General features: G+C 65.4%; 27 protein-coding genes. 17 read left to right on the top strand and 10 right to left on the bottom strand.

Annotated features, from left to right (window positions below; translation table 11 throughout):
• Positions 1–28 precede the first annotated feature (28 nt).
• On the top strand, positions 29–1,342 hold the full coding sequence (locus tag AC1MGT_RS08455; protein WP_499503823.1) for a PQQ-dependent sugar dehydrogenase: 1,314 nt from the start codon (positions 29–31) through the stop codon (positions 1,340–1,342).
• Between the two features lie 135 nt (positions 1,343–1,477).
• Here the strand turns inward: AC1MGT_RS08455 and AC1MGT_RS08450 are convergent, their stop codons facing one another.
• From AC1MGT_RS08450 to AC1MGT_RS08435, 4 genes are read right to left on the bottom strand one after another with little or no spacing between them, the layout of a single operon-like run.
• Positions 1,478–1,804 (bottom strand): hypothetical protein, encoded by a 327-nt coding sequence (locus tag AC1MGT_RS08450; protein WP_499503822.1) that lies wholly within the window; start codon positions 1,802–1,804, stop codon positions 1,478–1,480.
• A 4-nt stretch (positions 1,805–1,808) separates the two neighbouring features.
• Positions 1,809–4,313 carry a cytochrome c oxidase subunit I gene (gene ctaD / locus AC1MGT_RS08445; RefSeq protein ID WP_499503821.1) on the bottom strand — a complete coding sequence of 835 codons (2,505 nt, stop codon included), beginning with the start codon at positions 4,311–4,313 and terminating at the stop codon, positions 1,809–1,811.
• Positions 4,310–5,284, bottom strand: coding sequence for a cytochrome c oxidase subunit II (coxB, locus tag AC1MGT_RS08440; RefSeq protein ID WP_499503820.1), 975 nt, complete (start codon positions 5,282–5,284; stop codon positions 4,310–4,312). The genes ctaD and coxB overlap by 4 nt, the downstream gene beginning before the upstream one ends.
• A gap of 25 nt (positions 5,285–5,309) precedes the next feature.
• Positions 5,310–5,711, bottom strand: coding sequence for a c-type cytochrome (locus tag AC1MGT_RS08435; protein WP_499503819.1), 402 nt, complete (start codon positions 5,709–5,711; stop codon positions 5,310–5,312).
• A gap of 117 nt (positions 5,712–5,828) precedes the next feature.
• On the opposite strand from AC1MGT_RS08435, the gene AC1MGT_RS08430 reads away from it, so the two are divergent.
• From AC1MGT_RS08430 to AC1MGT_RS08420, 3 genes are read left to right on the top strand one after another with little or no spacing between them, the layout of a single operon-like run.
• Positions 5,829–6,395, top strand: coding sequence for a c-type cytochrome (locus AC1MGT_RS08430; RefSeq protein ID WP_499503818.1), 567 nt, complete (start codon positions 5,829–5,831; stop codon positions 6,393–6,395).
• Positions 6,392–6,748, top strand: a complete 357-nt coding sequence (locus AC1MGT_RS08425; RefSeq protein ID WP_499503817.1) for a c-type cytochrome — start codon at positions 6,392–6,394, stop codon at positions 6,746–6,748. The genes AC1MGT_RS08430 and AC1MGT_RS08425 overlap by 4 nt, the downstream gene beginning before the upstream one ends.
• A 56-nt stretch (positions 6,749–6,804) precedes the next feature.
• Positions 6,805–7,653, top strand: a complete 849-nt coding sequence (locus tag AC1MGT_RS08420) for a fumarylacetoacetate hydrolase family protein (RefSeq protein WP_499503816.1) — start codon at positions 6,805–6,807, stop codon at positions 7,651–7,653.
• A 6-nt stretch (positions 7,654–7,659) separates the two neighbouring features.
• Here AC1MGT_RS08420 and AC1MGT_RS08415 read toward each other — a convergent pair whose 3' ends face one another.
• On the bottom strand, positions 7,660–8,229 hold the full coding sequence (locus AC1MGT_RS08415) for a carboxymuconolactone decarboxylase family protein (protein WP_499503815.1): 570 nt from the start codon (positions 8,227–8,229) through the stop codon (positions 7,660–7,662).
• A gap of 131 nt (positions 8,230–8,360) precedes the next feature.
• Between AC1MGT_RS08415 and AC1MGT_RS08410 the strand changes: the two genes are divergently transcribed.
• Entirely contained in the window at positions 8,361–9,698 is a 1,338-nt protein-coding gene (locus AC1MGT_RS08410; RefSeq protein ID WP_499503814.1) for an aspartate aminotransferase family protein, read from the top strand.
• A gap of 18 nt (positions 9,699–9,716) precedes the next feature.
• Here the strand turns inward: AC1MGT_RS08410 and AC1MGT_RS08405 are convergent, their stop codons facing one another.
• Genes AC1MGT_RS08405 through yjgA form a run of 3 tightly spaced genes read right to left on the bottom strand, consistent with a single transcriptional unit; the run spans position 9,717 to position 11,588 of the window.
• Positions 9,717–10,385: an alpha/beta hydrolase gene (locus AC1MGT_RS08405; RefSeq protein ID WP_499503813.1), complete on the bottom strand. Its 669-nt coding sequence runs from the start codon at positions 10,383–10,385 to the stop codon at positions 9,717–9,719.
• The gene (mog, locus tag AC1MGT_RS08400) at positions 10,382–11,002 is read right to left on the bottom strand and encodes a molybdopterin adenylyltransferase (RefSeq protein ID WP_499503812.1); all 621 of its coding nucleotides are present in this window, start codon (positions 11,000–11,002) and stop codon (positions 10,382–10,384) included. The genes AC1MGT_RS08405 and mog overlap by 4 nt, the downstream gene beginning before the upstream one ends.
• Positions 10,980–11,588 carry a ribosome biogenesis factor YjgA gene (yjgA, locus tag AC1MGT_RS08395; RefSeq protein WP_258835714.1) on the bottom strand — a complete coding sequence of 203 codons (609 nt, stop codon included), beginning with the start codon at positions 11,586–11,588 and terminating at the stop codon, positions 10,980–10,982. Before yjgA ends, mog begins: the two co-directional genes overlap by 23 nt.
• A 93-nt stretch (positions 11,589–11,681) precedes the next feature.
• On the opposite strand from yjgA, the gene pmbA reads away from it, so the two are divergent.
• The 3 genes from pmbA to AC1MGT_RS08380 are packed head-to-tail and all read left to right on the top strand — an operon-like array spanning position 11,682 to position 14,199.
• Positions 11,682–13,034, top strand: a complete 1,353-nt coding sequence (gene pmbA, locus AC1MGT_RS08390; protein WP_499503811.1) for a metalloprotease PmbA — start codon at positions 11,682–11,684, stop codon at positions 13,032–13,034.
• Between the two features lie 9 nt (positions 13,035–13,043).
• A complete protein-coding gene (locus AC1MGT_RS08385; protein ID WP_183556243.1) occupies positions 13,044–13,283 on the top strand; it encodes a hypothetical protein in 240 nt (79 codons plus the stop codon).
• A gap of 19 nt (positions 13,284–13,302) precedes the next feature.
• Positions 13,303–14,199, top strand: coding sequence for a DUF4214 domain-containing protein (locus AC1MGT_RS08380; protein WP_499503810.1), 897 nt, complete (start codon positions 13,303–13,305; stop codon positions 14,197–14,199).
• A 393-nt stretch (positions 14,200–14,592) separates the two neighbouring features.
• Here the strand turns inward: AC1MGT_RS08380 and AC1MGT_RS08375 are convergent, their stop codons facing one another.
• Complete coding sequence (locus tag AC1MGT_RS08375; RefSeq protein WP_499503809.1) at positions 14,593–15,726, bottom strand: M14 family metallopeptidase; 1,134 nt, start codon at positions 15,724–15,726, stop codon at positions 14,593–14,595.
• Positions 15,727–15,782: 56 nt separating this feature from the next.
• Positions 15,783–16,703 carry a phenylacetic acid degradation operon negative regulatory protein PaaX gene (paaX, locus tag AC1MGT_RS08370; protein WP_499503808.1) on the bottom strand — a complete coding sequence of 307 codons (921 nt, stop codon included), beginning with the start codon at positions 16,701–16,703 and terminating at the stop codon, positions 15,783–15,785.
• Between the two features lie 100 nt (positions 16,704–16,803).
• Between paaX and paaA the strand changes: the two genes are divergently transcribed.
• From paaA to paaK, 9 genes are read left to right on the top strand one after another with little or no spacing between them, the layout of a single operon-like run.
• Entirely contained in the window at positions 16,804–17,793 is a 990-nt protein-coding gene (paaA, locus tag AC1MGT_RS08365) for a 1,2-phenylacetyl-CoA epoxidase subunit PaaA (RefSeq protein WP_499503807.1), read from the top strand.
• Positions 17,794–17,846: 53 nt separating this feature from the next.
• Positions 17,847–18,131, top strand: coding sequence for a 1,2-phenylacetyl-CoA epoxidase subunit PaaB (paaB, locus tag AC1MGT_RS08360; RefSeq protein WP_183556248.1), 285 nt, complete (start codon positions 17,847–17,849; stop codon positions 18,129–18,131).
• Between the two features lie 20 nt (positions 18,132–18,151).
• Positions 18,152–18,904 (top strand): 1,2-phenylacetyl-CoA epoxidase subunit PaaC, encoded by a 753-nt coding sequence (gene paaC / locus AC1MGT_RS08355; RefSeq protein WP_499503806.1) that lies wholly within the window; start codon positions 18,152–18,154, stop codon positions 18,902–18,904.
• Positions 18,904–19,416, top strand: coding sequence for a 1,2-phenylacetyl-CoA epoxidase subunit PaaD (gene paaD / locus AC1MGT_RS08350; protein ID WP_499504264.1), 513 nt, complete (start codon positions 18,904–18,906; stop codon positions 19,414–19,416). The genes paaC and paaD overlap by 1 nt, the downstream gene beginning before the upstream one ends.
• Positions 19,417–19,424: 8 nt before the next feature.
• On the top strand, positions 19,425–20,501 hold the full coding sequence (gene paaE / locus AC1MGT_RS08345; RefSeq protein ID WP_499503805.1) for a 1,2-phenylacetyl-CoA epoxidase subunit PaaE: 1,077 nt from the start codon (positions 19,425–19,427) through the stop codon (positions 20,499–20,501).
• Between the two features lie 33 nt (positions 20,502–20,534).
• Positions 20,535–21,326, top strand: coding sequence for a 2-(1,2-epoxy-1,2-dihydrophenyl)acetyl-CoA isomerase PaaG (paaG, locus tag AC1MGT_RS08340; RefSeq protein WP_499503804.1), 792 nt, complete (start codon positions 20,535–20,537; stop codon positions 21,324–21,326).
• A 2-nt stretch (positions 21,327–21,328) separates the two neighbouring features.
• Positions 21,329–22,855 (top strand): 3-hydroxyacyl-CoA dehydrogenase PaaH, encoded by a 1,527-nt coding sequence (paaH, locus tag AC1MGT_RS08335; RefSeq protein ID WP_499503803.1) that lies wholly within the window; start codon positions 21,329–21,331, stop codon positions 22,853–22,855.
• Complete coding sequence (gene paaI, locus AC1MGT_RS08330) at positions 22,848–23,297, top strand: hydroxyphenylacetyl-CoA thioesterase PaaI (RefSeq protein ID WP_499503802.1); 450 nt, start codon at positions 22,848–22,850, stop codon at positions 23,295–23,297. Before paaH ends, paaI begins: the two co-directional genes overlap by 8 nt.
• An 18-nt stretch (positions 23,298–23,315) precedes the next feature.
• The gene (gene paaK / locus AC1MGT_RS08325; protein ID WP_499503801.1) at positions 23,316–24,629 is read left to right on the top strand and encodes a phenylacetate--CoA ligase PaaK; all 1,314 of its coding nucleotides are present in this window, start codon (positions 23,316–23,318) and stop codon (positions 24,627–24,629) included.
• Positions 24,630–24,640: the final 11 nt, after the last annotated feature.

The following is a 24,640-nucleotide window of genomic DNA, read 5'->3' as shown; positions in this document are numbered from 1 at the left end:
TCCCCATTCTGTATTTTGGGGGAACACCATGCGACATCATCTGCCGCGCCTGTGCGCCGGCGCCACCATCCTGTTGCTGGCCGCCTGCGGCGACAAGTCGACGCTGCCGCAAGGCGCCGACATCGGGCCGCAGCCCGAGCTCAAGGCGCCTAACAAGACCCTGATCCCGACGGTCAACATCGCAAAGGCCACCGGCTGGCCTGCGGGCGTGATGCCCACGGCGGCGGCCGGCCTGGACGTGAATGCCTTCGCCACGGCGCTCGACCATCCGCGCTGGTTGTACGTGCTGCCCAACGGTGACGTGCTGGTAGCCGAATCGAATGCCCCGGCCAAGCCCGACGCCGGCGGGATCCGCAACTGGATACAGAGCAAGGTAATGGCCCGCGCCGGCGCCGGCGTGCCGAGCGCGAACCGCATCACGCTGCTGCGCGACGCCGACGGCGACGGCGTGGCCGAACTGAAAACAGTCTTCCTGAAAAATCTGCATTCGCCGTTCGGGATGGCGCTGGTGGGCGACGTGCTGTACGTGGCCAATGCCGATGCCATCGTGCGCTTCAACTACAAGGAAGGCGCCACCGAAATCACGGAAGCTGCGCAGCCGGTCGCGCCGCTGCCAGCCGGGCTGAACCACCACTGGACCAAGAACATCATCGCCAGCCAGGACGGCAAGAAGCTGTATGCCACGGTCGGTTCGAACAGCAACGTCGCCGAAAACGGCATGGAAGCCGAAAAGAACCGCGCCGCGATCCTTGAAGTGGATCTGGCCAATGGCGCCACGCGTGTGTTCGCGTCGGGCCTGCGCAATCCGAACGGCATGGCGTGGAATCCGCAGACGGGCGCGTTGTGGACGGTCGTAAACGAGCGCGACGAAATCGGCAGCGACCTGGTGCCCGACTACCTGACGTCGGTGAAAGAGGGCGGCTTCTATGGCTGGCCATACAGCTACTACGGCAAGAACATCGATGCGCGCGTCAAGCCGCAGCGGCCAGACCTGGTGGACAAGGCGATCGTTCCCGACTACGCGCTGGGCGCGCACGTGGCCGCGCTGGGCCTGACGTTCTATGAAGGAGCACTGCTGCCGACCCAGTACCGGAACGGCGCGATCATCGGCAACCACGGTTCATGGAACCGCAAGCCACGCTCGGGCTACAACGTCGTGTTCATTCCATTCCGGGATGGCATGCCGAACGGGAAGCCGGTCGACATCCTCAGCGACTTCGTCAACAAGGATGGCGAGGCGCAGGGCCGGCCGGTGGGCGTTGTGGTGGACAAGAAGGGCGCGGTGCTGGTGGCCGACGATGTCGGCAACGTGATCTGGCGGGTGGTGCCGGACGCCGGTTGATCGCCAGTTCGTAGGGTGGACGGCTCCGCCGTCCACGCGGTGATGGTTGGCGGCCAGATCATCCGACACGAGACGGGAAACGCCGTCGATCACCGCGTGGAAGGCGGAGCCTTCCACCCTACCGATGTTGGATCCTCAGGCGCAGCCTGTGACCAGCAGCACCGGAATCCCGGTCCAAGCCACTGCCACCACGGCCAGCACCGCGCTGGTCGCACCCACATAATCCACGAACTCGTCGGACCCCTGGCGCAGGCGCTTGCCGGCCAGGGCGCCGACCCACACGCACGCCGCCATCGACAGCAGCGTCGCACCGCCCAAGAGCCACGGATTAGGACCCGCAGCGCGCAGCGCGCCCGGCGTGCACTGGCTCGCTGCGACGATGTAGGCGAACGCGAAGTGCGCGCCCCAGATCAGCAGGGGCAGCGAAGCACGCGTGGCACGCGAAAAGAAATGGTCGCTCATCGCATCACTCCATCACCAGCAGCAGGCCGCGGATCACCAGGAATCCGGCGAGGCCCTGCAGCGTCACGTAGTGCCAGATCAGCGCGATATTGTCGCGCGTGGCACGGTTCTCGGGGACGATCATGCCGCGCCAGGCGCGCACGCACAGGTACGGCGCGGCCAGCAGCAGCACGAACAGCATGATGCCCTGGAAGCCGAGCAGGATCGAAATCGACGCACTCCACGTATCGCGCGTGCCGTCCAGGTTCACCAGGCGCCAGCTGTGGACGTCGACGCCGAAGGCGCCGGCGGTGCAGGCCAGTGCCACGATCAGCACCCACGGCGTGAGCTTGTTCGAGACCCGGTCGCTCAGCCACACCAGCGCGGAGCCACCCAGCAGCAGGGCGGCCGACAGCAGCGTCCACGACCACGCTGGCAGCGATGCGCCCGGCGGTGGGCAGATCTGCAGCCGCATCGACGTGTGGATGTAGACGTAGGCGAACGAGCAGTAGATCAGGAACAGCACGATCAGCATGATGAACGTGCCCCACCACGAGTGCGACGCCGTGCCGCGTGCCCCGATCGGCAGCGTGACGCCGCCGCCGATGTCGGCCTCGCGCATCGGCACCTTCTGGTCCGACTGCCACAGCCAGGCAATGATCGAGCCGATGGCAATCAGGCCGCAGATGATCGCCAGCACGTTGGCCTTGACGGTCAGCAGCAGGAAGAAGCCGGCGGTGCCGAAGGCGCCCAGCACGGTCAGCCAGCTGTCGCCCGGCAGAATCATCAGGTAGGTCGGCTTGGCGCTGACCGGGCTGGTGGAGATGGTTTCGCGGCGGCCGGTGACGGTGTTGGGCAGGTAGTGGCGGCCTTCGGCGACTTCCTTCGACAGCGTCGGCTGGTCCCACAGCGGGTCGTCCGACGTGATGATCGGGATGCTGCGGTTGCCGTAGTCTTCCGACGGCAGCCACTCGAGGGTGGCGGCATTCCACGGATTGCCCACGTCCTTGGTCGGACGGCGCAGCGTGCGCGTGGCGTCGATGATCATCAGGAGGATGCCAAGCGCGAACAGGAACGAGCCCAGGGTCGAGATCATGTTCAGGGCATCCCAGCCCATCTCGCTCGAATACGTGTAGACGCGGCGCGGCATGCCGAACAGGCCCGTGATGTGCATCGGGAAGAAGCTGATGTTGAAGCCTCCGAACAGCAGCCAGAACGTCCATTTCGACAGGCGCTCGGACATCGTGTTGCCGTTGATGAGCGGCATCCAGTAGTAGATCGCGGCAAACACCGGAAACACCATGCCACCGATGAGCACATAGTGCAGGTGGGCGACGATGAAGTAGGTGTCGTGTACCTGCCAGTCGAATGGGACAACGGCGACCATCACGCCGGTCAGGCCGCCCAGCACGAAGATGAACATGAAGCCGAGCATGAACAGCGTCGGCGCATTCATCCTGATGCGGCCACTCCAGAGCGTGGCGATCCAGCCGAACACCTGGATGCCGGTGGGGATCGCCACGGCCATGCTGGCCGCCGAGATCAGGCTCATTTCAATGACGCCCAGGCCCGCCGTGAACATGTGGTGCGCCCACAGGCCGAAGCTGAAGATGCCCACGCCGACCAGCGCGACAACGATCGTTCGGCGGCCCACCAGACGGTTGCCGGCGATGGTCGGGATCATCGTCGAGATCATGCCGGCGGCTGGCAGGAAGATGATGTAGACCTCGGGGTGGCCGAAGAACCAGAACAGGTGCTGCCAGATGATCGGGTCGCCGCCGCGCTCGGGGTCGAAGATCGGCAGGTTCAGCGCGCGCTCGAGTTCGAGCAGCGCCGTGCCGGCAATCACGGCCGGGAAAGCGATCACGATCATCACGCCCACCACCAGCATGGCCCACGCATACACCGGCATGCGGCGCAGCGTCATGCCGGGCGCGCGGGTAAACAGGATGCCGACGATCAGTTCGATGGCGCCGGCGATGGCGGAAATTTCGATGAAGCCAATCCCCAGCAGCCAGAAGTCGGCGTTCAGGCCGGGCGAATACTTCATGCCCGTCAGCGGCGGGTACATGAACCAGCCGCCGTCCGGCGCCAGGCCCCAGAACAGCGTGCAGAAGAAGGCCAGGCCGCCAAAGGCGTAGCACCAGAACGCGTACGCGGACAATCTCGGGAATGGCAGATCGCGCGCGCCCAGCATGTTCGGCAGCAGGTAGACGGCGATCGCCTCGACGATCGGAATCGCGAACAGGAACATCATCACGGTGCCGTGCATCGTGAAGATCTGGTTGTAGGTGCCGGCCGAGACCAGGTCGTTGTCCGGCACCGACAGCTGCACCCGCATGATCAGGGCCAGGATGCCGGCCAGGATGAAGAACAGGATCGCGGTGCCGATGTACAGCAGGCCGATATTGGTGTTGTTGACCGACTTGAAGAAGCCCAGACCGGAGGGCGTTTTCCAGACGGCCTCCAGTTTTTCCAGCTCCTCTGGCGGGCGTGGGGCGGAGTTCGGTAAGGTTGCGTCGCGCGTCATTTCAGGTGCTCAAGGTAGGTGGCCAGTGCGCGCAGGGTCTCGCCGTCCAGGTCCGGGGAGGGCGGCATGAAGACGCCCGTTTTGATGGCTTGCGGGTCGGCGATCCAGCCGGCCAGCGTACCGCGGTGATTGCGCAGCGTGCCGGCGGCGATGTGCCGGCGGCTGCCGATGTGCGTCAGGTCGGGGCCGAGGCGCGGGGCATCGGCAATCCGGGCATCCAGCTGCGGCGCGACATCGGTCACGCCGCGAATGGTGTGGCAGGTCTGGCACTGCTGCGCGAGGAACGCCTCGCGGCCGCGCTGCAACACCGTGGTGTCGGCCGGCACGGCCGGCTGGGCCTGGCGCGCGAGCCAGGCGTCGAACTCGGGACGTGGCAGGGCGATCACGTGGAACGCCATGCGCGCGTGCTGCTCGCCGCAGTATTCGGCGCACTGGCCGCGGTAGGTGCCCGGCTTGTCGGCGCGCAGGTTCAGGCCCGTCACGCGGCCCGGGATCATGTCGCGCTTGCCCGCCAGCGACGGCACCCACAGGCTGTGGATCACGTCCGATGCGGTCAAGCCCAGATACACCGATTCGCCAACCGGAATGACGATCTCGTTGGCGCTGATGATTTCACGGTTGCTGGTCGGGTCGCGGTAGCGCACTTCCCACCACCACATCTTGCCGGTGACGGAGATGGTCAATGCCTTGTGCGAGGTTTGCGGCACCAGTTGCCCGGTGCGCCACGTGCTCCAGGTGAGCAGCGCGGTGAGCACGATGACCGGAAACGCGATGCCTGCGCCGAGGATCCAGACACCGGGCGTGATCGGGCGCGCCTGACGCCGCATGGCCAGCGCGAGCAGGCCCATGACGATGGCAAAGATCACCGTGCCGCCGACGAACAGGACCCACGTGAACTGGTAAATGATTGCCGCGTCGGCACCGGCCGGATGCATGACGGACTGGATGTTGCTCATGGGAGCCATATTCATGGGAGCCATACTCATTGGAGCCACATCATCGCAGCGTGTACATGAAAGCGGCCATGTGACGCGCCTCGTCTTCGCTGATGCCAAGCGCCGGCATCAGGGTGCCTGGTTTCACGGCAGGGGGATTCTGGAGGAAGCGAATCATGTTCTCGGGCTGGTTCGGAATGCTGCCTGCGATATAGCTCATGCGGCCCATGGTCTCAAGCGACGGGCCGGCATCGCCGTTCACACCCTGGACCTCAGGAATGTAGTGGCAGGCGGCGCACTGGTATTGCTGCACCAGCAAACGGCCACGTTCGGGATCGCCGCCAGAAACGCGTGAGGCGGGTTCTTCCGTAGTGCAGCCGCTTGCAAGGGCTGCGCACAAGACCAGAGCGCTTCTGCTCAGTACCGGAAGCCAGCGTTCGTAGGGACGGTGTGGGTTGCGCACGTTTGATTTTTCGTAAAAAAGCGATGGCTTTTATAATACAAGGAATTCAGATGTCATTCTTTCAACTGGACACCCTAGGCTATGCTATCGAATCGCGCCCGACTTATTGTCAAGACCATGCTGCTGACTCTGCTCGGCGCCGGCACGATCGGCGCCGTGGGTGGCCTGATCGTGCTGCGCGGCGGCTTTTATGACCTGAGCGCGATCACGCCGCATTACGCGTTCGTCTACCGGGTGCTCGGCGAAGGCATGCAGTACTCGGTGCAGAACCATGCGCGCGAGATCGTGGTGCCACCCAACCTGAACACGCCCGAACGCCTGCAGCGCGGCGCGCTCGTCTACCAGGCCAACTGCGTGCAATGCCACGGCGGGCCGGGCGTGGCGCCCAGCACGATCGGCATGAGCATGCAGCCGGCCCCGGGCCCGCTGGTCGATGCGGATGTCAACTGGAAGACGCGCGAGCTGTACTGGATCACCCGCAACGGCATCAAGATGAGCGGCATGCCGGCCTGGGAATACCACCTGAGTGAGCCCGACATGTGGGCAGTGGTGGCGTTCGTGGGCGCCATGCCGGGCATGACGAGCCAGGACTTCAAACGCATGACGGCGGGCGGAGCCGTTCCGCCGCATGTCGAGCAGACAGCAACGGGCCGCGCACAGCAGGGTCAGGAAGGCCAGCCATGAAATCCACGATCACCATCCTCCTTGGCGTGTCCGCGCTGCTGGCCGGCTGCGGCCCGAAACTGGCCCCCGGCCTGGTGGGCGATCCGGTGCGCGGCAAGATCGCCGCCGCGCAATACGCCTGCCATTCATGTCACGTGGTGCCGGGCGTGCCGGGCTCGGACGTGCGCGTGGGCCGGCCGCTCGACGAGCTTGCGCAGCAGCGCTACATTGCGGGCAAACTGCCCAACACCCAGGCCAACCTGGTGCGCTGGATCCGCGATCCGCAGGCGATCGATCCGGGCAACGCGATGCCGAACATGGGCGTGAGCGAGCGCGACGCGATCGACATCAGCGCCTACCTGCTGAGCCACTAAGGCTTGGTTGACACCATTCATTGGTATCATTCGCGTTTTTCTACAGGAATGACATCATGAGACTGGTTCGCTACGGCCGCCCGGGCAAGGAAAAGCCGGGCCTGTTCGATGAAGAGGGGCGCCTGCGCGACCTGTCCGGCATCATCGACGACATCGATCCGTCGCAGCTGTCCGACAAGGCGCTGCGCAAACTCGCCAAACTCGACCAGAAAACGCTGCCCCTCGTGCGCGGTAATCCGCGCCTGGGCGTGCCGGTCAGGGGTATTGGCAAATTCATCGGCATCGGCATGAACTACCTGGACCACGTGCGCGAAACGGGCGCCGAGGTGCCGGCCGAACCGATCTTCTTCACCAAGGCGATCAGCGCCCTGAACGGCCCGGACGATCCGATCCAGCTGCCGAAGGGCTCGAAGAAAACCGACTGGGAAGTCGAGCTCGGGGTGATCATCGGCACGCGCGCGCAGTACGTGAGCGAAGAAGAGGCGCTCAAGTTCGTCGCCGGTTATTGCGTGGTCAACGACGTGACCGAGCGCGCCTTCCAGTTCGAGATGGGCTCGCAGTGGGACAAGGGCAAGGGCTGCGATACGTTCGGCCCGGTCGGCCCGTTCCTCGTCACGCGCGACGAAATCCTCGACGTGCAGGACCTCGACCTGTACCTGGAATTGAACGGCAAGCGCATGCAGACCGGGAACACGGCCAGCATGATCTTCAGCGTCGCGCAGCTCGTGAGCTACGTGTCGCGCTTCATGACGCTCGAACCGGGCGACATCATCACCACCGGCACGCCGCCGGGCGTGGGCATGGGCCGCAAGCCGCAGCGCTTCCTCAAGAAGGGCGACCAGCTGCGCCTGGGGATTGCCGGTCTCGGCGAGCAGCAGGCCGACGTCGTGGCGTATCCGAAGTAAGGGGTATCAAGGTAGACCAGCAGGCGGGCCGCCACGCGGCTCGCCGGTATCCGGTACGGCGGTGCGCGCCGTATTCATCACCATCGCCAGCAGCGTGTAGTACCCGCAGATCCCCGTCAGATCGACCGCGCCCTGTTCGCCGAACAGCGCCAGCGCATCCGCGTACACGCGGTCCGACACTGCCTTCGTCTCGTGCAGCTCGATGCAGAAGTCGTGCACCACCGCCTCGTCGACCAGCATGTCGGCGGGCCGCTCACGCGCCGCAACTGCCTCAATCACCGCCGCCGGAATCCCCGCCTGCGCCGCGATCGGCGCATGGATCGCCCATTCGACGGCCTGGTCCCACTGGCGCGCCGTGACCAGGATTGCCAGCTCCGACAGCCGCACGCCGAGCGCGCTGCAGTAGCGCAGGTACTCGCCCATGCGCTGCGCATGCAGCATCAGTTCGGGACTGCGCAGCAGCGGCACGAACGGGCCGTAGACGGCGCCGCGCGGGCCGTCGATGATCTCCTGCGCAGCGGCGCGCTGGGCCGTGGTCAAAGCGTGATCGGGGATGGGGCCGAGACGTTCATTCATCGAGCATACCCGCCTGTTGTATCGAAATTGAAGGCAGGAAAATATTCGCACGGCCCGCGCTAAAAATCAAAAGAAGTGCCTCGGAGCACGCTTATCGTCAAGCGTTGCAGTCACCGCCGAGGGAGCCGTCCATGAGCCACATCATCCACCGCAACCTGCGCCAGATGCCGCCCACGGCGGTTGGCGGCGCAGGCATCGTGCTGCGCGACAGCAGCGGCAAGACCTACCTCGACGCCAGCAGCGGCGCGGCCGTGTCGTCGCTGGGCCATGGCCACCCGGACGTCATTGCAGCGATGCACCGCCAGATCGACCGCTGCGCCTACGCCCACACCGCGTTCTTCACCACCGAAGTCGCTGAGCAACTGGCCGATCGCCTGATCGCCGGCGGGCCGCAGGACATGGGCGGCGTGTACTTCGTCTCGGGTGGCTCGGAAGCGATGGAAACCGCGCTCAAGCTGGCGCGCCAGTACTGGGTCGAGGCGGGCGAGCCGCAGCGCACGCAATTCATTGCGCGCCGCCAGAGCTACCACGGCAACACGCTGGGCGCACTGGGCGTGGGCGGCAACGAGTGGCGCAAGCGCGCCTTTGCCCCACTGCTGAAAGAGGCGCTGCGCGTCGCGCCCTGTTACGCCTACCGGGGCTGCGGCGAAGGCATGTCGCTCGACGACTACACGGCCGGCCTGCTCGACGAACTCGAAACGGCCGTCATCAAGGCCGGGCCGGACACCATCATTGCTTTCGTCGCCGAGCCGGTGGTGGGCGCCACCGGCGGCGCGATCCCGCCCACGCCGGGCTACTTCCAGGGCGTGCGCGATATCTGCGACCGGCACCGCATCCTGTTCATCGCCGATGAAGTCATGTGCGGCATGGGCCGCACCGGCAGCATGTACGCGATCGGGCAGGAGGGCGTGGCGCCGGACATCGTGGCCGTGGCCAAGGGCCTGGGCGCCGGCTACCAGCCGATCGGCGCGGTGCTCGCGCACGAGGCGATCGTCGACACGCTGCGCCAGCGCAGCGGCATGTTCCAGCACGGGCACACGTACATCGGCCACCCGGTGGCGGCAGCGGCGGCGCTGGCGGTGCAGCAGGTGATCGAGCGTGACGACCTGCTGGCGCAGGTAGGGCGCCGCGGCGCATTGCTGCGGCAGATGCTGGGCGATGCGTTTGGCACGCACGAGCACGTGGGCGATATCCGCGGGCGCGGGCTGTTCATGGCGCTGGAATTGGTGCGGGACCGGGAGACGAAGGCGCCGTTCGCGTCGGAGGTCAAACTGCACGCGGCGATCAAGGCCGAGGCGATGGCACGCGGCTTGCTGGTGTATCCGATGGGTGGGACGATCGATGGTCAGCTGGGTGACCACGTGTTGCTGGCGCCGCCGTTCATCGTGACGCCGGGGGAGTTGTCGGAGATCGTGTCGCGGCTGGACGCGGCGGTCAAGGCCGCGTTGGCGACGGCCCTCGTGGGGTGAGGGCCGCCGTTGACGGTGTTACGCGACGACCTTGCGAATCCACTTTGAAATGTCCTGCACCTCTTCGAGGCACAGCGTGTGCTGCATCGGATAAGCATGCCACTCGACCTGGTAGCCGAGCGCCTCGACGACCTTGCGTGACTCCTCGGCGCGCGCAAACGGCACTACCGGATCCTGCACGCCGTGCGCCATGAAGATCGGCGTACCCAGGCTTGCTTCGCTGCGCTCGGCGCCGGCGACGCTGGACAGCGGCAGGTAGCCCGACAGGCACAGCATGCCCGCCAGTTTCTCGGGATGGCGCAAACCGGTTTGCAGCGTCATCGCGCAACCCTGCGAGAAGCCGGCCAGGATAATGCGCGAGGCCGGGATGCCGCGCGCTTTTTCGCGGGCGATCAGCGCCTCGACCTGCAGCTGCGATGCGCGCAGGCCGCCTTCGTCTTCGCGCCGCGTGAGGTCGGTGGCGACGATGTCGTACCACGAGCGCATCACGTAGCCGCCGTTGATCGTCACCGGCATCGTGTTCGCATGCGGGAACACGAAGCGGATGCCCGGCAGGCCGGTCAGGTCCAGTTCGCGCACGAGCGGCACGAAGTCGTTGCCATCGGCGCCCAGGCCGTGCAGCCAGACGACGGCGATGGTCGGATTCGGGGCGGTCTCGATTTCGATATTGTCCAGCAGCTGGCTCATGGTGTCTTTCGCAATGCCGATTTGGGGCGGAAGGTCTGGCTGACCGCCGGATTGGTTTCCATATACGGGCCGCCAATCAGATCGACGCAGTAGGGGACGGCCGCGAAGATGCCGCCCACGATCGTGGCGCCGGCGTCGTCCCGGAGGCCTTCGAGCGTTTCCTTGATCGACTTGGGCTGGCCCGGCAGGTTCATGATCAGGGCCGCATGGTCGGCGGTTTCACGGATCACGGCCGTCTGGCGCGACAGGATCGCGGTCGGCACGAAGCGCAGGCTGATCTGGCGCATCTGTTCGCCAAAGCCCGGCATCTCTTTGGTGGCAACCGCCAGCGTGGCCTCGGGCGTCACGTCGCGCCGCGACGGGCCGGTGCCGCCGGTGGTGAGCACCAGGTGGCAGCGCGCCGTGTCGACCAGCTCGATCAGCGTGGCTTCGATGGCCGCGCGCTCGTCCGGGATCAGGCGCGTCTCGATCCGGTACGGTGTCGTGAGCGCGCTGGCCAGCCAGTCGTTCAACGCCGGGATGCCCTTGTCTTCGTAGACCCCGCCGCTGGCGCGGTCGGAAACGGAGACAAGGCCGATCACCAGCACATCGTTATTACTCGTCGTCGGACTCGTCATCGTTCGCTTCTTCGTCGTCGGCAGCGGCAGCCGCATCGGCTTTCTTCTTCTTTTGCAGATCCTTGAGGATCTGGAAGATTTCGCGGAAGGCTTTCGGCGGCTTGGATTCGGCCACTTCCTTGCGCGCGTTGCGAATCAGGGTGCGCAGGTGCTGGACGTCGAGCTCGGGGTTTTCTTCGAGCAGCACGGTCAGCGCCGTGTCGTCCGACAACAGCTTGTCGCGGCGGCGTTCGAGTGCGTGCAGCGATGCTGTCTCGGCCTTCGACGCGCCTTTCCAGCTGTCGATCGTGCGCTGGATGACGGCGACTTCTTCTTCGTTCAGCGTGCGCATTTTCTTGCCCACGAATTGCAGCGCGCGGCGCCGGCCTTCGTGGTTGGTGATGCTCTGGCACGTGAGGATGGCATCGCGCACGTCTTCAGGCATCTCGACGCGCTTGACGCGGTCGCGCGCCGCTTCGACGAGCTGCTCGCCGAGCTTCTGCAACTCGTTCGACTGGCGCTTGAGCTCAGATTTGGAAGGACGGTCGTACTCTGGTTCGAACTCGTTGGACTGGAAGCCCACCGAGCCGCGATTTGGATTAGGCATGATTTGGATGATTTGATTGGCGCTGGGCCGATCAGTGAAAACAGTAAACGGCTGCTATGATAACTGTTTTAGGGACGGCCACGAAAAACACACATGAATGACACCCCTTTTACCCACACCCAGGATCAGCTGAAACAGCTGGCGCGCGACATGCTGGCGCTTGCGCGCGAGCAGGGTGCGTCCGATGCAGCGGTCGAAATCAGTGAAGGGAGCGGGCTGTCAGTTTCTGTGCGTAAAGGCAACATCGAGACAATCGAGCAAAACAAGGACAAGGGCCTGGGCATCACCGTGTATTTTGGCCAGCGCCGCGGCAACGCGAGCACGTCCGATTTTTCCGCCGATTCGCTCAAGGCCACGGTCGAAGCCGCGTCCAACATCGCGCGCTTTACCGCCGAGGATGACTGCGCCGGCCTGCCCGACGCCGACCTGATCGAAACCGCGCCGCGCGACCTGCGCCTGTTCTACCCGTGGCCCATCTCCACCGAAGAAGCCGTCGAGCTGGGCCAGCGCTGCGAAGCCGCCGCGTTCGCCGTCGACAAGCGCATCACCAACAGCGAAGGCGCCAGCGTCTACGTGCAGCAGTCGCACTTCGTCGCCGCCAATTCGCGTGGTTTTCTGGGCGGCTACCCATTCTCGCGTCACACGATCTCGGTTGCGCCCATTGCCGGCAAGGGCAACGGGATGCAGCGCGACGACTGGTACACGTCGTCGCGCGATCCCAAGCAACTGGCTGCACCTGAACAAGTCGGCCGCTACGCCGCCGAGCGCGCGCTGGCGCGTTTGAATGCCCGCAAGCTCAACACCCGCACCTGCCCGGTGCTGTTCGAGGCGCCGCTGGCTGCGGGCCTCCTGGGTGCGTTCGTGCAAGCCGTCTCCGGTGGCGCGCTGTACCGCAAGTCCACGTTCCTGCTCGACATGCTGGGCAAGCCGGTGTTCCCGTCGCATATCCAGGTGGTCGAAGACCCGCACCTGATCGGCGGCGTCGGCTCGGCCCCGTTCGATGACGAGGGCGTCAAAACCGTGCGCCGCAAGGTGATCAGCGATGGCGTGCTGCAAGGCTATTTCTTGTCGTCATATACGGCGCGCAAGATGGGCATGCCAACGACGGGCAACGCCGGCGGCGCGCACAACCTCGAGATCGTCTCGACAGCCACCCGCCGCACCGATGACTTCGAGGGCATGCTGCGCAAGCTGGGTACGGGCCTCCTGGTTACCGAACTGATGGGGCAGGGCGTCAACTACGTCACCGGTGACTATTCGCGCGGTGCCTCCGGTTACTGGGTCGAGCAGGGCGTGATCCAGTACCCGGTCGAAGAAATCACGATCGCCGGCAATATGCGCGATATGTTCCAGCAGATCGTTGCCGTCGGCACCGACACGCTGGTTCGCGGCAACAAGACCACGGGCTCGATCCTGATCGAGAACATGGTCATTGCCGGCAACTAAGGAAAACGCATGACCCGCTTCGTTCGCATCGACAAGGAAAGCAGCCCCAAGACGGTGCTGCTCAACCTCGACCTGGTAGCCACCGTGGAGCTCGCTCCCCAATCCGATCTGCTCAGCTCGAGCGGGGACGGCCGCAAGGTGTATGCCACTTTCCTGGCGCCGGATAAAACCGCGATCGCCACCCTGCATTTCGACAGCAGCAGCGACGCCAACGCCTGGGTAAAGGCACATTTGGGCGTCGATCTGTAATCCACCGAAAGGATCGCGCATGGCCACTATCGAGCTGTATCGAGCATTCGACTTCCGTACTGCCCAGGACTGGGAGTGGACCATCACCGAGGCGATCCAGAATCGCATCACGATCGAGGGTGCGGGCAGCAAGCAGACCTTCAACGGCGCTTTCTCGTATCTCGGCATCGACCGGGTGGCCGGCACGGTCACCGGCACGTCCTATTTCCAGAACGACGTCGAAGTCTACCGGGTCTCGGGTGCACAGCTCGATGCCGCCCGGATCGCGCAGTTCGCGCGCAACGAACTCGATACGCAGCTGACCTACGCCTATGTGCTCTCGGGCGCCGACACGGTCGTCGGCAGCGCCGGCAATGACTTCCTCAATGGTTATGGCGGCATCGACACCGCCGTCTATCGCGGCACCGCCGCCAGCTACACGCTGCGTGCCAGCGACAGCTCGTTCGCGGTGACCGGCGCCGCCGGCAGCGACACCCTGATCAATGTCGAGCGCCTGGCCTTCACCGACAAGCACATCGCCATCGACGTCGGCGCTTTCGACAATGGCGGCACCATCTACCGCCTGTACGAGGCCGCGCTGGACCGGGCGCCTGACGTGGTCGGCCTCGGGTACTGGATGAACCGCCTCGACGATGGCGCGGACATCGTCGACATCGCCGCCGGCTTCATCGGCAGCGCCGAATACGCCAGGCTGTACAGCGGCGTGACCAGCAATACCGATCTGGTGACAAAGTACTACACCAACATCCTCGAACGTACGCCCGATGCGGGCGGCCTAGCCTACTGGTCCGGCCTGCTCGACAGCGGCAAGGCCACTACTGCGCAGGTGCTCGACGCGATCAGCGACAGCCCTGAAAACGTTGCTGCAGTCGCGCCGCTGATCGCCAACGGCTTCGAGTACGTGCCATACGGCTGACGCTCTTGCGTGGTATTGGCACAAAAAAAGCGCCGTCGATTGACGGCGCTTTGCATTGCACGGCCTGCAGCTACCCGCGCGCTCTAAATGAAAAGCCGGGGTCAGGTCTGACATTCGGACACGATCTCGACAGTCGGGCGGTCGAAACTAGCTGGCACGGGCCACGCTGATACTGCGCAGATACCATTGGACGTGGCTAATGAAAAGCCGGGGTCAGGTCTGACATTCGGACACGATCTCGACAGTCGGGCGGTCGAAACTAGCTGGCACCAGGCCACGCTAGTGCTGGGCAAGACACCACTGGACGTGGCTAAGGCTGAGGTCGTGTCCGAATGTCAGACCTGACCCCAGCTGTGCCAGCTGTGTTGGGATGGGTGAGGCTGGCTTACTTCCTTATTTGCGCGAGCGGATTGCCTTGAGCACCGGCTGCAGCACCGCTGCGCCCAGGCGCGCGCTGCGTGCGCCGTCCCAGCCGACCAGCGGATCCGGGTCGTTCGCATTGTCCTTGAACGGCAGCTCGAGCGTCAGCGACAGGGCGCCGAAGGTGTGCGTGATGTGCGGCGAGCCCATCGTCAAGGTCTGGTCGGTGTAGGGCGTCTTGCCGTAGCCGTGCACGTCCTGGAAGTCCGGGCTGGCGATCTTGAAGTCGGCGATGAAGCTGGCTTGCGCCGCGCCTTGCTCGGCGGTGAAGTTCGGGAGCGACTCGCTGCCGGCCACGAACACATATGGCAAGCCTTCGTCGCCGTGCACGTCGAGGCACACGTCCACGCCCGTCTCGTGCATCTTCTGGCGCACCAGGAAGACTTCCGGGCTGCGCTCCATGCTCGGATTGAGCCACTCGCGGTTCAGGTTCGCGCCGGCGGCATTCGTGCGCAGGTTGCCGCGCACCGAGCCGTCCGGGTTCATGTTTGGCACCACGTAGAACACCGACTCTTTCAGCAGCTGGCGGCCGAACGGGTTGGCGGGATCGAGCAGCGCGTCGAGCATGCCTTCAACGAACCATTCGGCCATCGTCTCGCCCGGGTGCTGGCGCGCGATGACCCAGACCTTCTTCTTGCCTTCGGCCGGCTCGCCGATCACCAGCATGTTCAGATCGCGGCCGTCGACGGTCGAACCCAGGTCGAGCATGCGCACGTTTTCAGCCATCTGGGCGCGGTCGAGCAGTTCGAGGTGGCGTTCGAACGAATACGGCTCGAAGTAGGCGTAATACACGCTGTCCATGCCGGGCGTGTGTTCGATCGCCAGCACGCTGCCGTCGAACGACGTCGGCACGCGGAACCAGTTCACGCGGTCGTAGCTCGCCATCGCCTGGTAGTTTTCCCAGCCGGCCGGATAAGCGGCCTTGCCGGCATTGAGCAGGCGGATGGTGCAGGCTTGCCCCTGCGCGCCCTGCAGGCGGAAGTAGAACCACTGGATGATGTCGGCGTGCGAATCCTTGCGGATGTTCAGGTCGATGGCGTTCGCGCTCGTGGCGTTCACGACCTCGATGGCGCCAGCGTCGAATTGGCTGCTGATCTTGATAGACATGGTGTTGTCCTGTGTTGGGAAGACGTCAAAGAAGAAATGATACCGCTTTCGCCGCGCTACCGTGGCGCCAGCCCGCCGAAGCGGCCGCGAAACGCCGCATCCGCCTCGGGCGTGGCCGCATCCTCGACGCGCAGCATGGCCAGCACGTGCTCCTCGGCGCGTTCGTGGCTCAGTTGGTAAATGGTGCGCGCCAGCGCATACGCGTCGGCGCCGGGCCACGGGTCGGGCAGCAGGGGCAGCGGCAGCATCGGGTCGTGCAGCTGCACGCGGCGGTAGGCGTGGATCAGCAAGGTACGGATCGCGAACGCGTGCGCCGGACTGACGTCGCCGCGCGCCAGCAAGGCCGGCAGCGGGGCAAACGTCTCGATGAAGCCGCGGTACGCGAGCACCACCGCATCGAGGTTCCAGCAGTCGCCCACCAGTTCGGGCAGCGGACGCGATCCGGCATCCGGCACCTCATCGGCCTGGCACACGAACACGCGGCCTTCGGCGCCCGTGCGCGCGAGGATGTCGCGCAGCAGGTCGCGGTCGGGCGCCGGATGCGCCATCACGCCGCTGGCCAGCATCGCAAAGCCTTCCCATTCGAGTTCCTTGCGCACCAGCGCGCGCAGGTCGCTGTCGATGCTGCCGTTGGTGGCCAGCACGAACGTCCAGCGGCCATCCCAGTCCTGTCCGGGCGCGGCGTAGATGCGGCGGTTGGCGCGTTCAAAGCGCGGCAGCGCCGTCGGCGCCAGCGCATAGCGGCTACGCCGGCCCTCGCGGCTGGCCGTCAGCCAGCCTTCCTGTACCAGCCGAAACACGCTGGTGCGCACCAGCCGGTCGTTCACGCCAAAGGGGGCGAGCAGCTCGATCATGCTGCCGAGCCAGAAGGCGCCACCGTGGGGCGCGATCGCGTCGCCGCAGATCGTCATCACCAGCGACTTGTGGCGCGGCGGATCGGTGGCCAGGCTGAGGGCGATCCACTGGGTACTGGTCATGTCATTCACGATCGGGCTCGATATGATTCAAAATTATTGTGTACTTCCGATTTTTTGTATCGTATTATGATTCGCACAGATTTTGCAACGGGAGAGATCCATGTACGCACAAATGGTGGAGACAGGCCTCAATAAAGTCCGCACAGAACAGGACATGAGCGCCGAAGAGGGGGCATTCCAGGCGCGCATCGACGCCGGGATCAAGATCGAACCGAAGGACTGGATGCCGGAAGCATACCGCAAGACGCTGATCCGGCAGATCTCGCAGCATGCCCATTCCGAGATCGTCGGCCAGCTCCCGGAAGGCAACTGGGTCACGCGCGCGCCGACCCTGCAGCGCAAGTCGGTCCTGCTGGCCAAGATCCAGGACGAGGCGGGCCACGGCCTGTATCTGTACAGCGCGGCCGAGACTCTGGGCGTCTCGCGCGACGAGCTGCTGGCGGCCCTGCATGCCGGTAAGGCCAAGTATTCGAGCATCTTCAATTACCCGACCCTGAGCTGGGCCGACATGGGCGCGATCGGCTGGCTGGTCGACGGCTCGGCGATCATCAACCAGATTCCGCTGTGCCGCTGCTCGTACGGGCCGTATGCGCGCGCCATGGTCCGCGTCTGCAAGGAAGAATCGTTCCATGCGCGCCAGGGCTACGACATCATGATGGCGCTGGCCAGGGGCACGCCCGAGCAGAAGGCGATGGCGCAGGACGCGCTCAATCGCTGGTGGTGGCCGTCGCTGATGATGTTCGGGCCGTCCGATGCCGAGTCGGTCAACAGCGCGCAGTCGAGCGCCTGGCGCATCAAGCTGTTCTCCAACGACGAACTGCGCCAGCGCATGGTCGACCAGACCGTGCCGCAAGCCGAGTACCTGGGCCTCACGGTGCCGGATCCCGACCTCAAATGGAACGCCGAACGCGGCTCGTACGACTTCGGCGCGATCGACTGGAGCGAGTTCTACGACGTTTTAAAGGGCAACGGCCCGTGCAACCGCGAGCGCCTGCGCACGCGCGTCAAAGCCTGGGACGACGGCGAATGGTTCCGCGACGCGCTGGTGGCGCACGCCGACAAGCAGGCCGCAAAAAAAGTGGCCGCCTGATTCCAACGCACATTCGCACACTCATACGATGCGAAGGCAATACGGAGACAACAATGAGCAAAGAATGGCCCCTGTGGGAAGTCTTCATCCGCAGCCAGCACGGCCTCGCCCACAAGCACGTCGGCAGCCTGCACGCACCTGACGCCGAGATGGCCGTCAACAACGCGCGCGACGTCTACACGCGCCGCAACGAAGGCGTCTCGATCTGGGTCGTGCGCGCCGCCGACATCGTCGCCAGCAGCCCGGCCGATAAATCGTCGCTGTTCGAGCCAGCCAATAGCAAGGTGTATCGCCACCCGACGTTCTTCCCAATGCCGGAAGAAGTCAAGAATCTGTGAGCGCGCCGGAGACCAATCCCATGGATGCAAAAATCGACTACCTGCTGCGCCAGGGCGACAACGCCCTGATCCTGTCGCAGCAACTGTGCCAGTTGTGCGGCAAGGGCCCGGCACTCGAAGAAGACATGGCGCTGTCGAACGTGGCGCTCGACCTGCTGGGCCAGACCCGCATGTGGCTGTCGTACGCCGCCGAACTCGAAGGCCAGGGCCGCGACGAAGACCGCCTGGCCTTCCTGCGCGACAGCGGCGAGTACCGCAACTGCATCCTGCTCGAGCAGCCCAATGGCAGTTATGCCGACGTCGTCATGCGCCAGTTCCTGTTCGACGCCTGGCACTACTTCTTGATGGATGGCCTGACCCGCTCGAGCGACCCGCGCATCGTCGAGATCGCGGCCAAGTCGCTCAAGGAAGTCACGTACCACCTGCGCCGCAGCGGCGACCTGGTGGTGCGCCTGGGTGACGGCACGGCCACCAGCCACGCGATGATGCAGACCGCGCTGGACGACCTGTGGATGTACAGCGGCGAGATGTTCCTGTACGACGCGGTCGACGAGGCGATGGTGGCAGAGGGCGTGGCGCCGGCCGTCGGGCCGCTGCGTGAAGCCTACCTGAACCACCTGGCTGAGATATTCGCCGAAGCCACCTTGACCATGCCATCGCCAGATGCCTGGATGCAGCGCGGCGGCAAGCAGGGCCGGCACAGCGAGCGCCTCGGCTTCATCCTGGCCGAGATGCAGTTCCTGCAGCGCGCCTATCCGGGCGCGGCCTGGTGATGACTGCGCTGGCCGTTTCGGTCGAGCAGGTCTGGGCCTGGCTGGGCGAGGTCGCGGATCCGGAAATCCCCGTCATCTCGATCGTCGACTTGGGCATCGTGCGCGACGTGGTGCTGGACGACGACACGTGGGTGGTGACGATCACGCCGACGTATTCGGGCTGCCCGGCCATGACCGTGATCGCCAACAGCGTGGGCGACGCATTGCGCGCGCATGGCCTCGAGCGCGTGCGCATCGCGACGCGCCTGGCGCCTGCCTGGACCACCGACTGGATGAGCGCTGCCGGCAAGGTCGCGCTCACCGGCTACGGCATCGCGCCGCCCGTGCAGCAGGCGATCGACATCAGCGGCCTGCATGCCGGCATCCGCCGCCGCGCCGCGCCGGCCGTGAGCTGCCCGCACTGCGGTTCGGCGCACACCCAGCTGACCAGCGAATTCGGCTCGACGCCGTGCAAGGCGCTCTACAAGTGCCTCGATTGCCGCGAGCCGTTCGATTATTTCAAGTGTCATTAAAGCCCAGCATGAGCCAATTCCATCCTCTCACCGTCAGCAAGGTGAAACACGAAACGCGCGACGCCGTGTGCGTGACGTTCGACGTGCCGCCGGCATTGAAAGAGACCTTCGCCTTCCGCCAGGGCCAGTACCTGACGCTGCGCACCACGATCGATGGCGAGGACGTGCGCCGTTCGTACTCGATCTGTTCGGCGGTGCAGGACGACCAGTTACGCGTGGCGATCAAGCGCACGCCGGGCGGCCAGTTCTCCAGCTGGGCCAACGACAGCCTGCAACCGGGCGCGCAGCTCGACGTCATGCCCCCGAGCGGCAACTTCAACGTGCCGCTCGACGCAGCCAGCCAGCGCCACTACCTGGCGTTTGCTGCCGGCAGCGGGATCACGCCGATCCTGTCGATCGTCAAGACCACGCTGCTGGCCGAACCGGGTAGCCGCTTCACGATCGTGTACGGCAACCGCGCCTCGTCGAGCGTGCTGTTTCGCGACGAACTCACCGACCTCAAAGACCAGTACATGGACCGCCTGCGCCTGGTGTACGTGATGAGCCGCGAGCAGCAGGACATTGAACTCTTCAACGGGCGCATCACCGAAGACAAGTGCACGCAGTTCCTGCGCCAGTGGATCGACATCAAGGCGATCGATGTCGCCTTCATCTGCGGGCCCGAAGACATGATGCATGGCGTCTCGCGCGCGCTGCAGGCGGCCGGGCTGGCAAAAGAGCAGATCCGCATCGAGCTGTTTGCGGCGAGCGCGCCGACCCGCGAGCGCACGCCGCGCGCGGTTGCTGCCAGCGCGCGCCAGCACACCGAAGTGACCGTGATCATGGACGGCAGCGCCGCCAGCTTCACGATGGACCGGGACACCGAATCGCTGCTGGACGCGGGCCTGCGCGCCGGCATCGACATGCGCTATTCGTGCAAGGGCGGCGTGTGCTCGACCTGCCGCTGCAAGGTACTCGATGGCGAAGTGGAGATGGACGTGAACTACGCGCTGGAAGACTATGAAGTCGCGCGCGGGTTCGTGCTGAGTTGCCAGAGTTTCCCGGTGACCGACAAGGTGGTGGTGGATTTCGATATCGCCGAATAACCGCGCGCAACCAGAACAAAAACGGAGACCACGATGAACTACGACAGCATCCAGTTCAAGGCAGAAGGCGGCGTCGCCGTCCTGACCCTGAACCGCCCCGATCGCCTCAACAGCTTCACCCGTGCCATGCACCTCGAAGTGCGCGATGCGCTCACGCGCGTGCAGGCCGACCGGTCCGTGCGCGTGCTGGTGCTGACCGGCGCCGGCCGCGGTTTTTGCGCCGGCCAGGATCTCGCCGACCGCGCGGTCGACCCGGGCGCGCCGAGTGTCGATCTGGGCGCGTCGGTCGAGGAGTTCTACGCGCCGCTCGTGCTCACGCTGAAGAACCTGCCGATGCCCGTCATCTGCGCCGTCAACGGCGTGGCCGCTGGCGCTGGCGCCAACCTGGCGCTGGCCTGCGACATCGTGCTGGCCGCCCAATCGGCCAGCTTCATCGAAGCCTTCAGCAAACTGGGCCTGATTCCGGACACCGGCGGCACCTGGCATTTGCCGCGCCTGATCGGCCCCGCGCGCGCGCTGGGCCTGGCCATGCTGGGCGAAAAACTCAGCGCCGAAAAAGCCGAAGCCTGGGGCCTGATCTGGCGCTGCGTGCCGGACGACGTGCTGATGGATGAAGCGCTGGCCATGGCGAAACACTTTGCCGCCGCGCCGACCAAGGGCCTGGCATTCACCAAGCGCGCCTTCCAGGCCAGCTACGCCAACACGCTGGAGCAGCAATTGCAGCTCGAAGCCGACATGATGCGCGAACTCGGTAACAGCCACGACTACCGCGAAGGTGTCGCTGCATTCCTGGCCAAGCGCGCGCCGCAGTTCAAGGGGGAGTAGGGATGCAGTCACTGCCACCGCATTCGACGATTGCCGTCATCGGCAGCGGCGCGATGGGCGCCGGCATTGCCCAGGTCGCGGCCACGGCCGGCCATCAGGTCCTGCTGTTCGATACCCGCACCGGCGCCGCCGACAAGGCCATCGCGCAGATCGGCGCCACCTATGCGCGCCTGGTCGCCAAGGGCCGCATGGGTGCCGTCGAATCCGATCTCGCGCGCGAGCGCCTGCGCCGCATCGATGCCTTGCACGAAGCATCCGGTGCGGTGCTCGTCATCGAGGCCATCGTCGAAGACCTGCAGGTCAAGCGCGCGCTGTTTGCTGCGCTCGAAGCCGTCGTCACCAGCGACTGCATCCTGGCGACCAACACATCGTCGATCTCGGTCACGGCCATTGGCGCGCAACTGGCGCATCCCGAACGCCTGGTCGGCATGCACTTCTTCAATCCGGCGCCGCTGATGGCGCTGGTGGAAGTGGTGAGCGGCCTGGCGACCGGGCGCGAGGTCGCGCAGATCGTGTATGCCACCGCTGAAAAATGGGGCAAGAGCCCCGTGCATGCGAAATCGACGCCCGGCTTCATCATCAACCGCGTGGCGCGCCCGTTCTATGGCGAAGCCCTGCGCCTGCTGCTCGAACAGGCGGGCGACGTCGCCACGCTCGACGCCGTCATGCGCGAGTGCGGCGGTTTTCGCATGGGCCCCTTCGAACTGATGGACCTGATCGGGCACGACGTCAACTTCTCGGTCACGCAGTCGGTGTTTGCGGCGTACTTTGGCGACCCGCGTTTCACGCCATCGGTGCTGCAGCAGGAGCTGGTCAATGCGGGTTATCTGGGCCGCAAGACGGGGCGCGGGTTTTATCGCTATGGCGATGGGGTGCCAATGCCGGTCGCGCAAGCCGAAGCCGTCTGCGACAAGCCGACAGCAGTCAAGTACGCCGGTGCACCCGGCAGCGTCGATGCGCTTGTCGCGCGGCTGCAGACTTTCGGCATCGACCTGACCGAGATCGAAGCGGCACCGGGCCTGTACTGCGGCGGCGCGGCGATCCATCTCACTGACGGGCGCAGCGCCACCGAGCGTGCGCAGGCGGATAACGGGCGGGACACGATCGTGTTCGACCTGCTGTTCGATGCGACCACGGCACCGCGCATCGCGCTCGCGCGTGCCGATGGCTGTAGCGATGAAGCCTGGACGGCGGCAGTCGGCCTGTTCCAGGCCGCCGGTTTCGTCGTCACGCGCCTGGACGACGTCCCGGGGCTGGCCGTGATGCGCACGGTGGCAATGCTGGCCAACGAAGCGGCCGACGCCGTCCATCAGGGAGTGTGCAGCGCGCGCGCCGTGGACATCGCAATGCAGAAGGGCGTGAATTATCCGCGCGGACCGCTGGCCTGGCTGGACGCGATCGGCATGGGGCAGGTTGTGACCGTGCTGTCGAACCTGGCCGCGACGTATGGCGAAGACCGCTACCGCGTCTCGCCGCTGCTGCGCCGCAAGCTGGCCGCCGATCCGCAGGGGGCGCGCTTTCATGCATGAAGGTCAGGATCAGAATGCACAGGCGCTCGCCGAGCTGGCCGGGCGTACGATGTTCGAACGCGACCCGGCCAGCCAGGCGCTGGGCATGGTGCTGGATGACATCCGGCCCGGTTACGCGTGCATGACAATGACTGTGCGCGCCGACATGCTCAACGGGCACGCGACCTGCCACGGCGGCTACATCTTCATGCTGGCCGACAGCGCCTTTGCCTTCGCCTGCAACTCGCACAACCTCAGCACCGTGGGCGCCGGCTGCACGATCGATTATCTCGCCCCTGGCCGCGCGGGCGACGTGCTGGTGGCCGAAGCCACCGAGCAGGCGCTGCAGGGCAAAACCGGCGTCTACGACGTCACGGTGAAGGCCGCGGACGGGCGCACCATCGCGCTGTTTCGTGGCAAATCGCATCGCATCGGCGGCACCGTGGCGCCCGTGGACGCCTGAACCACAAGGAGTCGACAGATGGTCCAACACATTCCCGCACCGGGCGACCTGGAACCGATCGAGCGCGCCAGCCGCGACGAACTGCAGGCGCTGCAACTGCAACGGCTGCAATGGACGCTGCAGCACGCGTATGACAACGTGCCGCACTACCGCGCCGCGTTCGACGCCGCAGGCGTGCACCCGGGCGATTTGAAAACCCTGGCCGACCTGGCGAAATTTCCGTTCACCGAAAAGAAAGCCCTGCGCGACAACTACCCGTTCGGCATGTTCGCCGTGCCGCGCGAGCAGGTGGTGCGCGTGCATGCCTCGTCCGGCACCACCGGCAAGCCCACCGTGGTCGGCTACACGCAGAACGATATCGACACCTGGGCGGATATCGTCGCGCGTTCGATCCGCGCCGCCGGTGGTCGCCGGGGCGACCTGGTGCACATCGCCTACGGCTACGGCCTGTTCACCGGGGGCCTGGGTGCGCACTACGGCGCCGAGCGCCTCGGTTGCACGGTCGTGCCGATGTCGGGCGGGCAGACCGAGAAGCAGGTACAGCTGATCTGCGACTTCAAACCATCGATCATCATGGTCACGCCGTCGTACATGCTCAACATCGTCGAGGAATTCACGCGCCAGGGGCTGGACCCTGCAGCGTCGTCGCTGCAGGTCGGCATCTTCGGCGCCGAGCCGTGGACCGATGCGATGCGGCGCGAGATCGAGACGCGCGCCGGTATCGATGCGGTCGACATCTACGGCCTGTCAGAAGTAATGGGCCCGGGCGTGGCCAGCGAATGCATCGAGAGCAAGGATGGCCCGGTGATCTGGGAAGACCATTTCTATCCCGAGATCATCGACCCCGACACGGGCGAGGTGCTGCCCGATGGGCAAGAGGGCGAGCTGGTATTCACGTCGCTGACCAAGGAAGCGCTGCCGATCATCCGCTACCGCACGCGCGACCTGACGCGCCTGCTGCCACCGACCTCGCGCGCGATGCGCCGCATGGGCCGCATCACGGGGCGCTCGGACGACATGCTGATCATCCGCGGCGTGAACGTGTTCCCCAGCCAGATCGAGGAACTGGTGCTGCGCATGCCGGCGTTGGCACCGCACTACCAGCTGGTCGTGGCGCGCGACGGCCACCTCGACACGCTCGAGGTGCTGTGCGAGCTGCGCGATACGCTGCTTGCGCCGGACTTTGTAGAGGCGCAGGCGCGCGAACTGCAGCACTGCATCAAGACCTATGTCGGCGTGACCACGCGCGTGCGCCTGTTGCCGCCGCAAGGCATCGAGCGCACGCTGACGGGCAAGGCCCGGCGCGTGGTCGACGGCCGTCCCAAACAATGAACAAGGAAACC

It is taken from the genome of Telluria sp. BA11, assembly GCF_056680305.1.
This window is presented reverse-complemented; position numbering and strand designations above follow the sequence as displayed.

Excerpts from the sequence above, each read along its gene's own strand:
- AC1MGT_RS08415 (WP_499503815.1), bottom strand. The coding sequence starts at position 8,229 with ATGAATGAACGTCTCGGCCCCATCCCCGATCACGCTTTGACCACGGCC.
- AC1MGT_RS08410 (WP_499503814.1), top strand. The coding sequence starts at position 8,361 with ATGAGCCACATCATCCACCGCAACCTGCGCCAGATGCCGCCCACGGCG.
- AC1MGT_RS08385 (WP_183556243.1), top strand. The coding sequence starts at position 13,044 with ATGACCCGCTTCGTTCGCATCGACAAGGAAAGCAGCCCCAAGACGGTG.
- AC1MGT_RS08420 (WP_499503816.1), top strand. The coding sequence starts at position 6,805 with ATGAGACTGGTTCGCTACGGCCGCCCGGGCAAGGAAAAGCCGGGCCTG.
- AC1MGT_RS08430 (WP_499503818.1), top strand. The coding sequence starts at position 5,829 with ATGCTGCTGACTCTGCTCGGCGCCGGCACGATCGGCGCCGTGGGTGGC.
- paaX (WP_499503808.1), bottom strand. The coding sequence starts at position 16,703 with ATGACCAGTACCCAGTGGATCGCCCTCAGCCTGGCCACCGATCCGCCG.
- paaH (WP_499503803.1), top strand. The coding sequence starts at position 21,329 with ATGCAGTCACTGCCACCGCATTCGACGATTGCCGTCATCGGCAGCGGC.
- paaC (WP_499503806.1), top strand. The coding sequence starts at position 18,152 with ATGGATGCAAAAATCGACTACCTGCTGCGCCAGGGCGACAACGCCCTG.
- paaB (WP_183556248.1), top strand. The coding sequence starts at position 17,847 with ATGAGCAAAGAATGGCCCCTGTGGGAAGTCTTCATCCGCAGCCAGCAC.
- AC1MGT_RS08455 (WP_499503823.1), top strand. The coding sequence starts at position 29 with ATGCGACATCATCTGCCGCGCCTGTGCGCCGGCGCCACCATCCTGTTG.
- paaE (WP_499503805.1), top strand. The coding sequence starts at position 19,425 with ATGAGCCAATTCCATCCTCTCACCGTCAGCAAGGTGAAACACGAAACG.
- AC1MGT_RS08425 (WP_499503817.1), top strand. The coding sequence starts at position 6,392 with ATGAAATCCACGATCACCATCCTCCTTGGCGTGTCCGCGCTGCTGGCC.
- paaK (WP_499503801.1), top strand. The coding sequence starts at position 23,316 with ATGGTCCAACACATTCCCGCACCGGGCGACCTGGAACCGATCGAGCGC.
- paaD (WP_499504264.1), top strand. The coding sequence starts at position 18,904 with ATGACTGCGCTGGCCGTTTCGGTCGAGCAGGTCTGGGCCTGGCTGGGC.
- AC1MGT_RS08375 (WP_499503809.1), bottom strand. The coding sequence starts at position 15,726 with ATGTCTATCAAGATCAGCAGCCAATTCGACGCTGGCGCCATCGAGGTC.
- pmbA (WP_499503811.1), top strand. The coding sequence starts at position 11,682 with ATGAATGACACCCCTTTTACCCACACCCAGGATCAGCTGAAACAGCTG.
- AC1MGT_RS08450 (WP_499503822.1), bottom strand. The coding sequence starts at position 1,804 with ATGAGCGACCATTTCTTTTCGCGTGCCACGCGTGCTTCGCTGCCCCTG.
- paaI (WP_499503802.1), top strand. The coding sequence starts at position 22,848 with ATGCATGAAGGTCAGGATCAGAATGCACAGGCGCTCGCCGAGCTGGCC.
- AC1MGT_RS08380 (WP_499503810.1), top strand. The coding sequence starts at position 13,303 with ATGGCCACTATCGAGCTGTATCGAGCATTCGACTTCCGTACTGCCCAG.
- coxB (WP_499503820.1), bottom strand. The coding sequence starts at position 5,284 with ATGAATATGGCTCCCATGAGCAACATCCAGTCCGTCATGCATCCGGCC.
- ctaD (WP_499503821.1), bottom strand. The coding sequence starts at position 4,313 with ATGACGCGCGACGCAACCTTACCGAACTCCGCCCCACGCCCGCCAGAG.
- AC1MGT_RS08405 (WP_499503813.1), bottom strand. The coding sequence starts at position 10,385 with ATGAGCCAGCTGCTGGACAATATCGAAATCGAGACCGCCCCGAATCCG.
- paaA (WP_499503807.1), top strand. The coding sequence starts at position 16,804 with ATGTACGCACAAATGGTGGAGACAGGCCTCAATAAAGTCCGCACAGAA.
- yjgA (WP_258835714.1), bottom strand. The coding sequence starts at position 11,588 with ATGCCTAATCCAAATCGCGGCTCGGTGGGCTTCCAGTCCAACGAGTTC.
- paaG (WP_499503804.1), top strand. The coding sequence starts at position 20,535 with ATGAACTACGACAGCATCCAGTTCAAGGCAGAAGGCGGCGTCGCCGTC.
- mog (WP_499503812.1), bottom strand. The coding sequence starts at position 11,002 with ATGACGAGTCCGACGACGAGTAATAACGATGTGCTGGTGATCGGCCTT.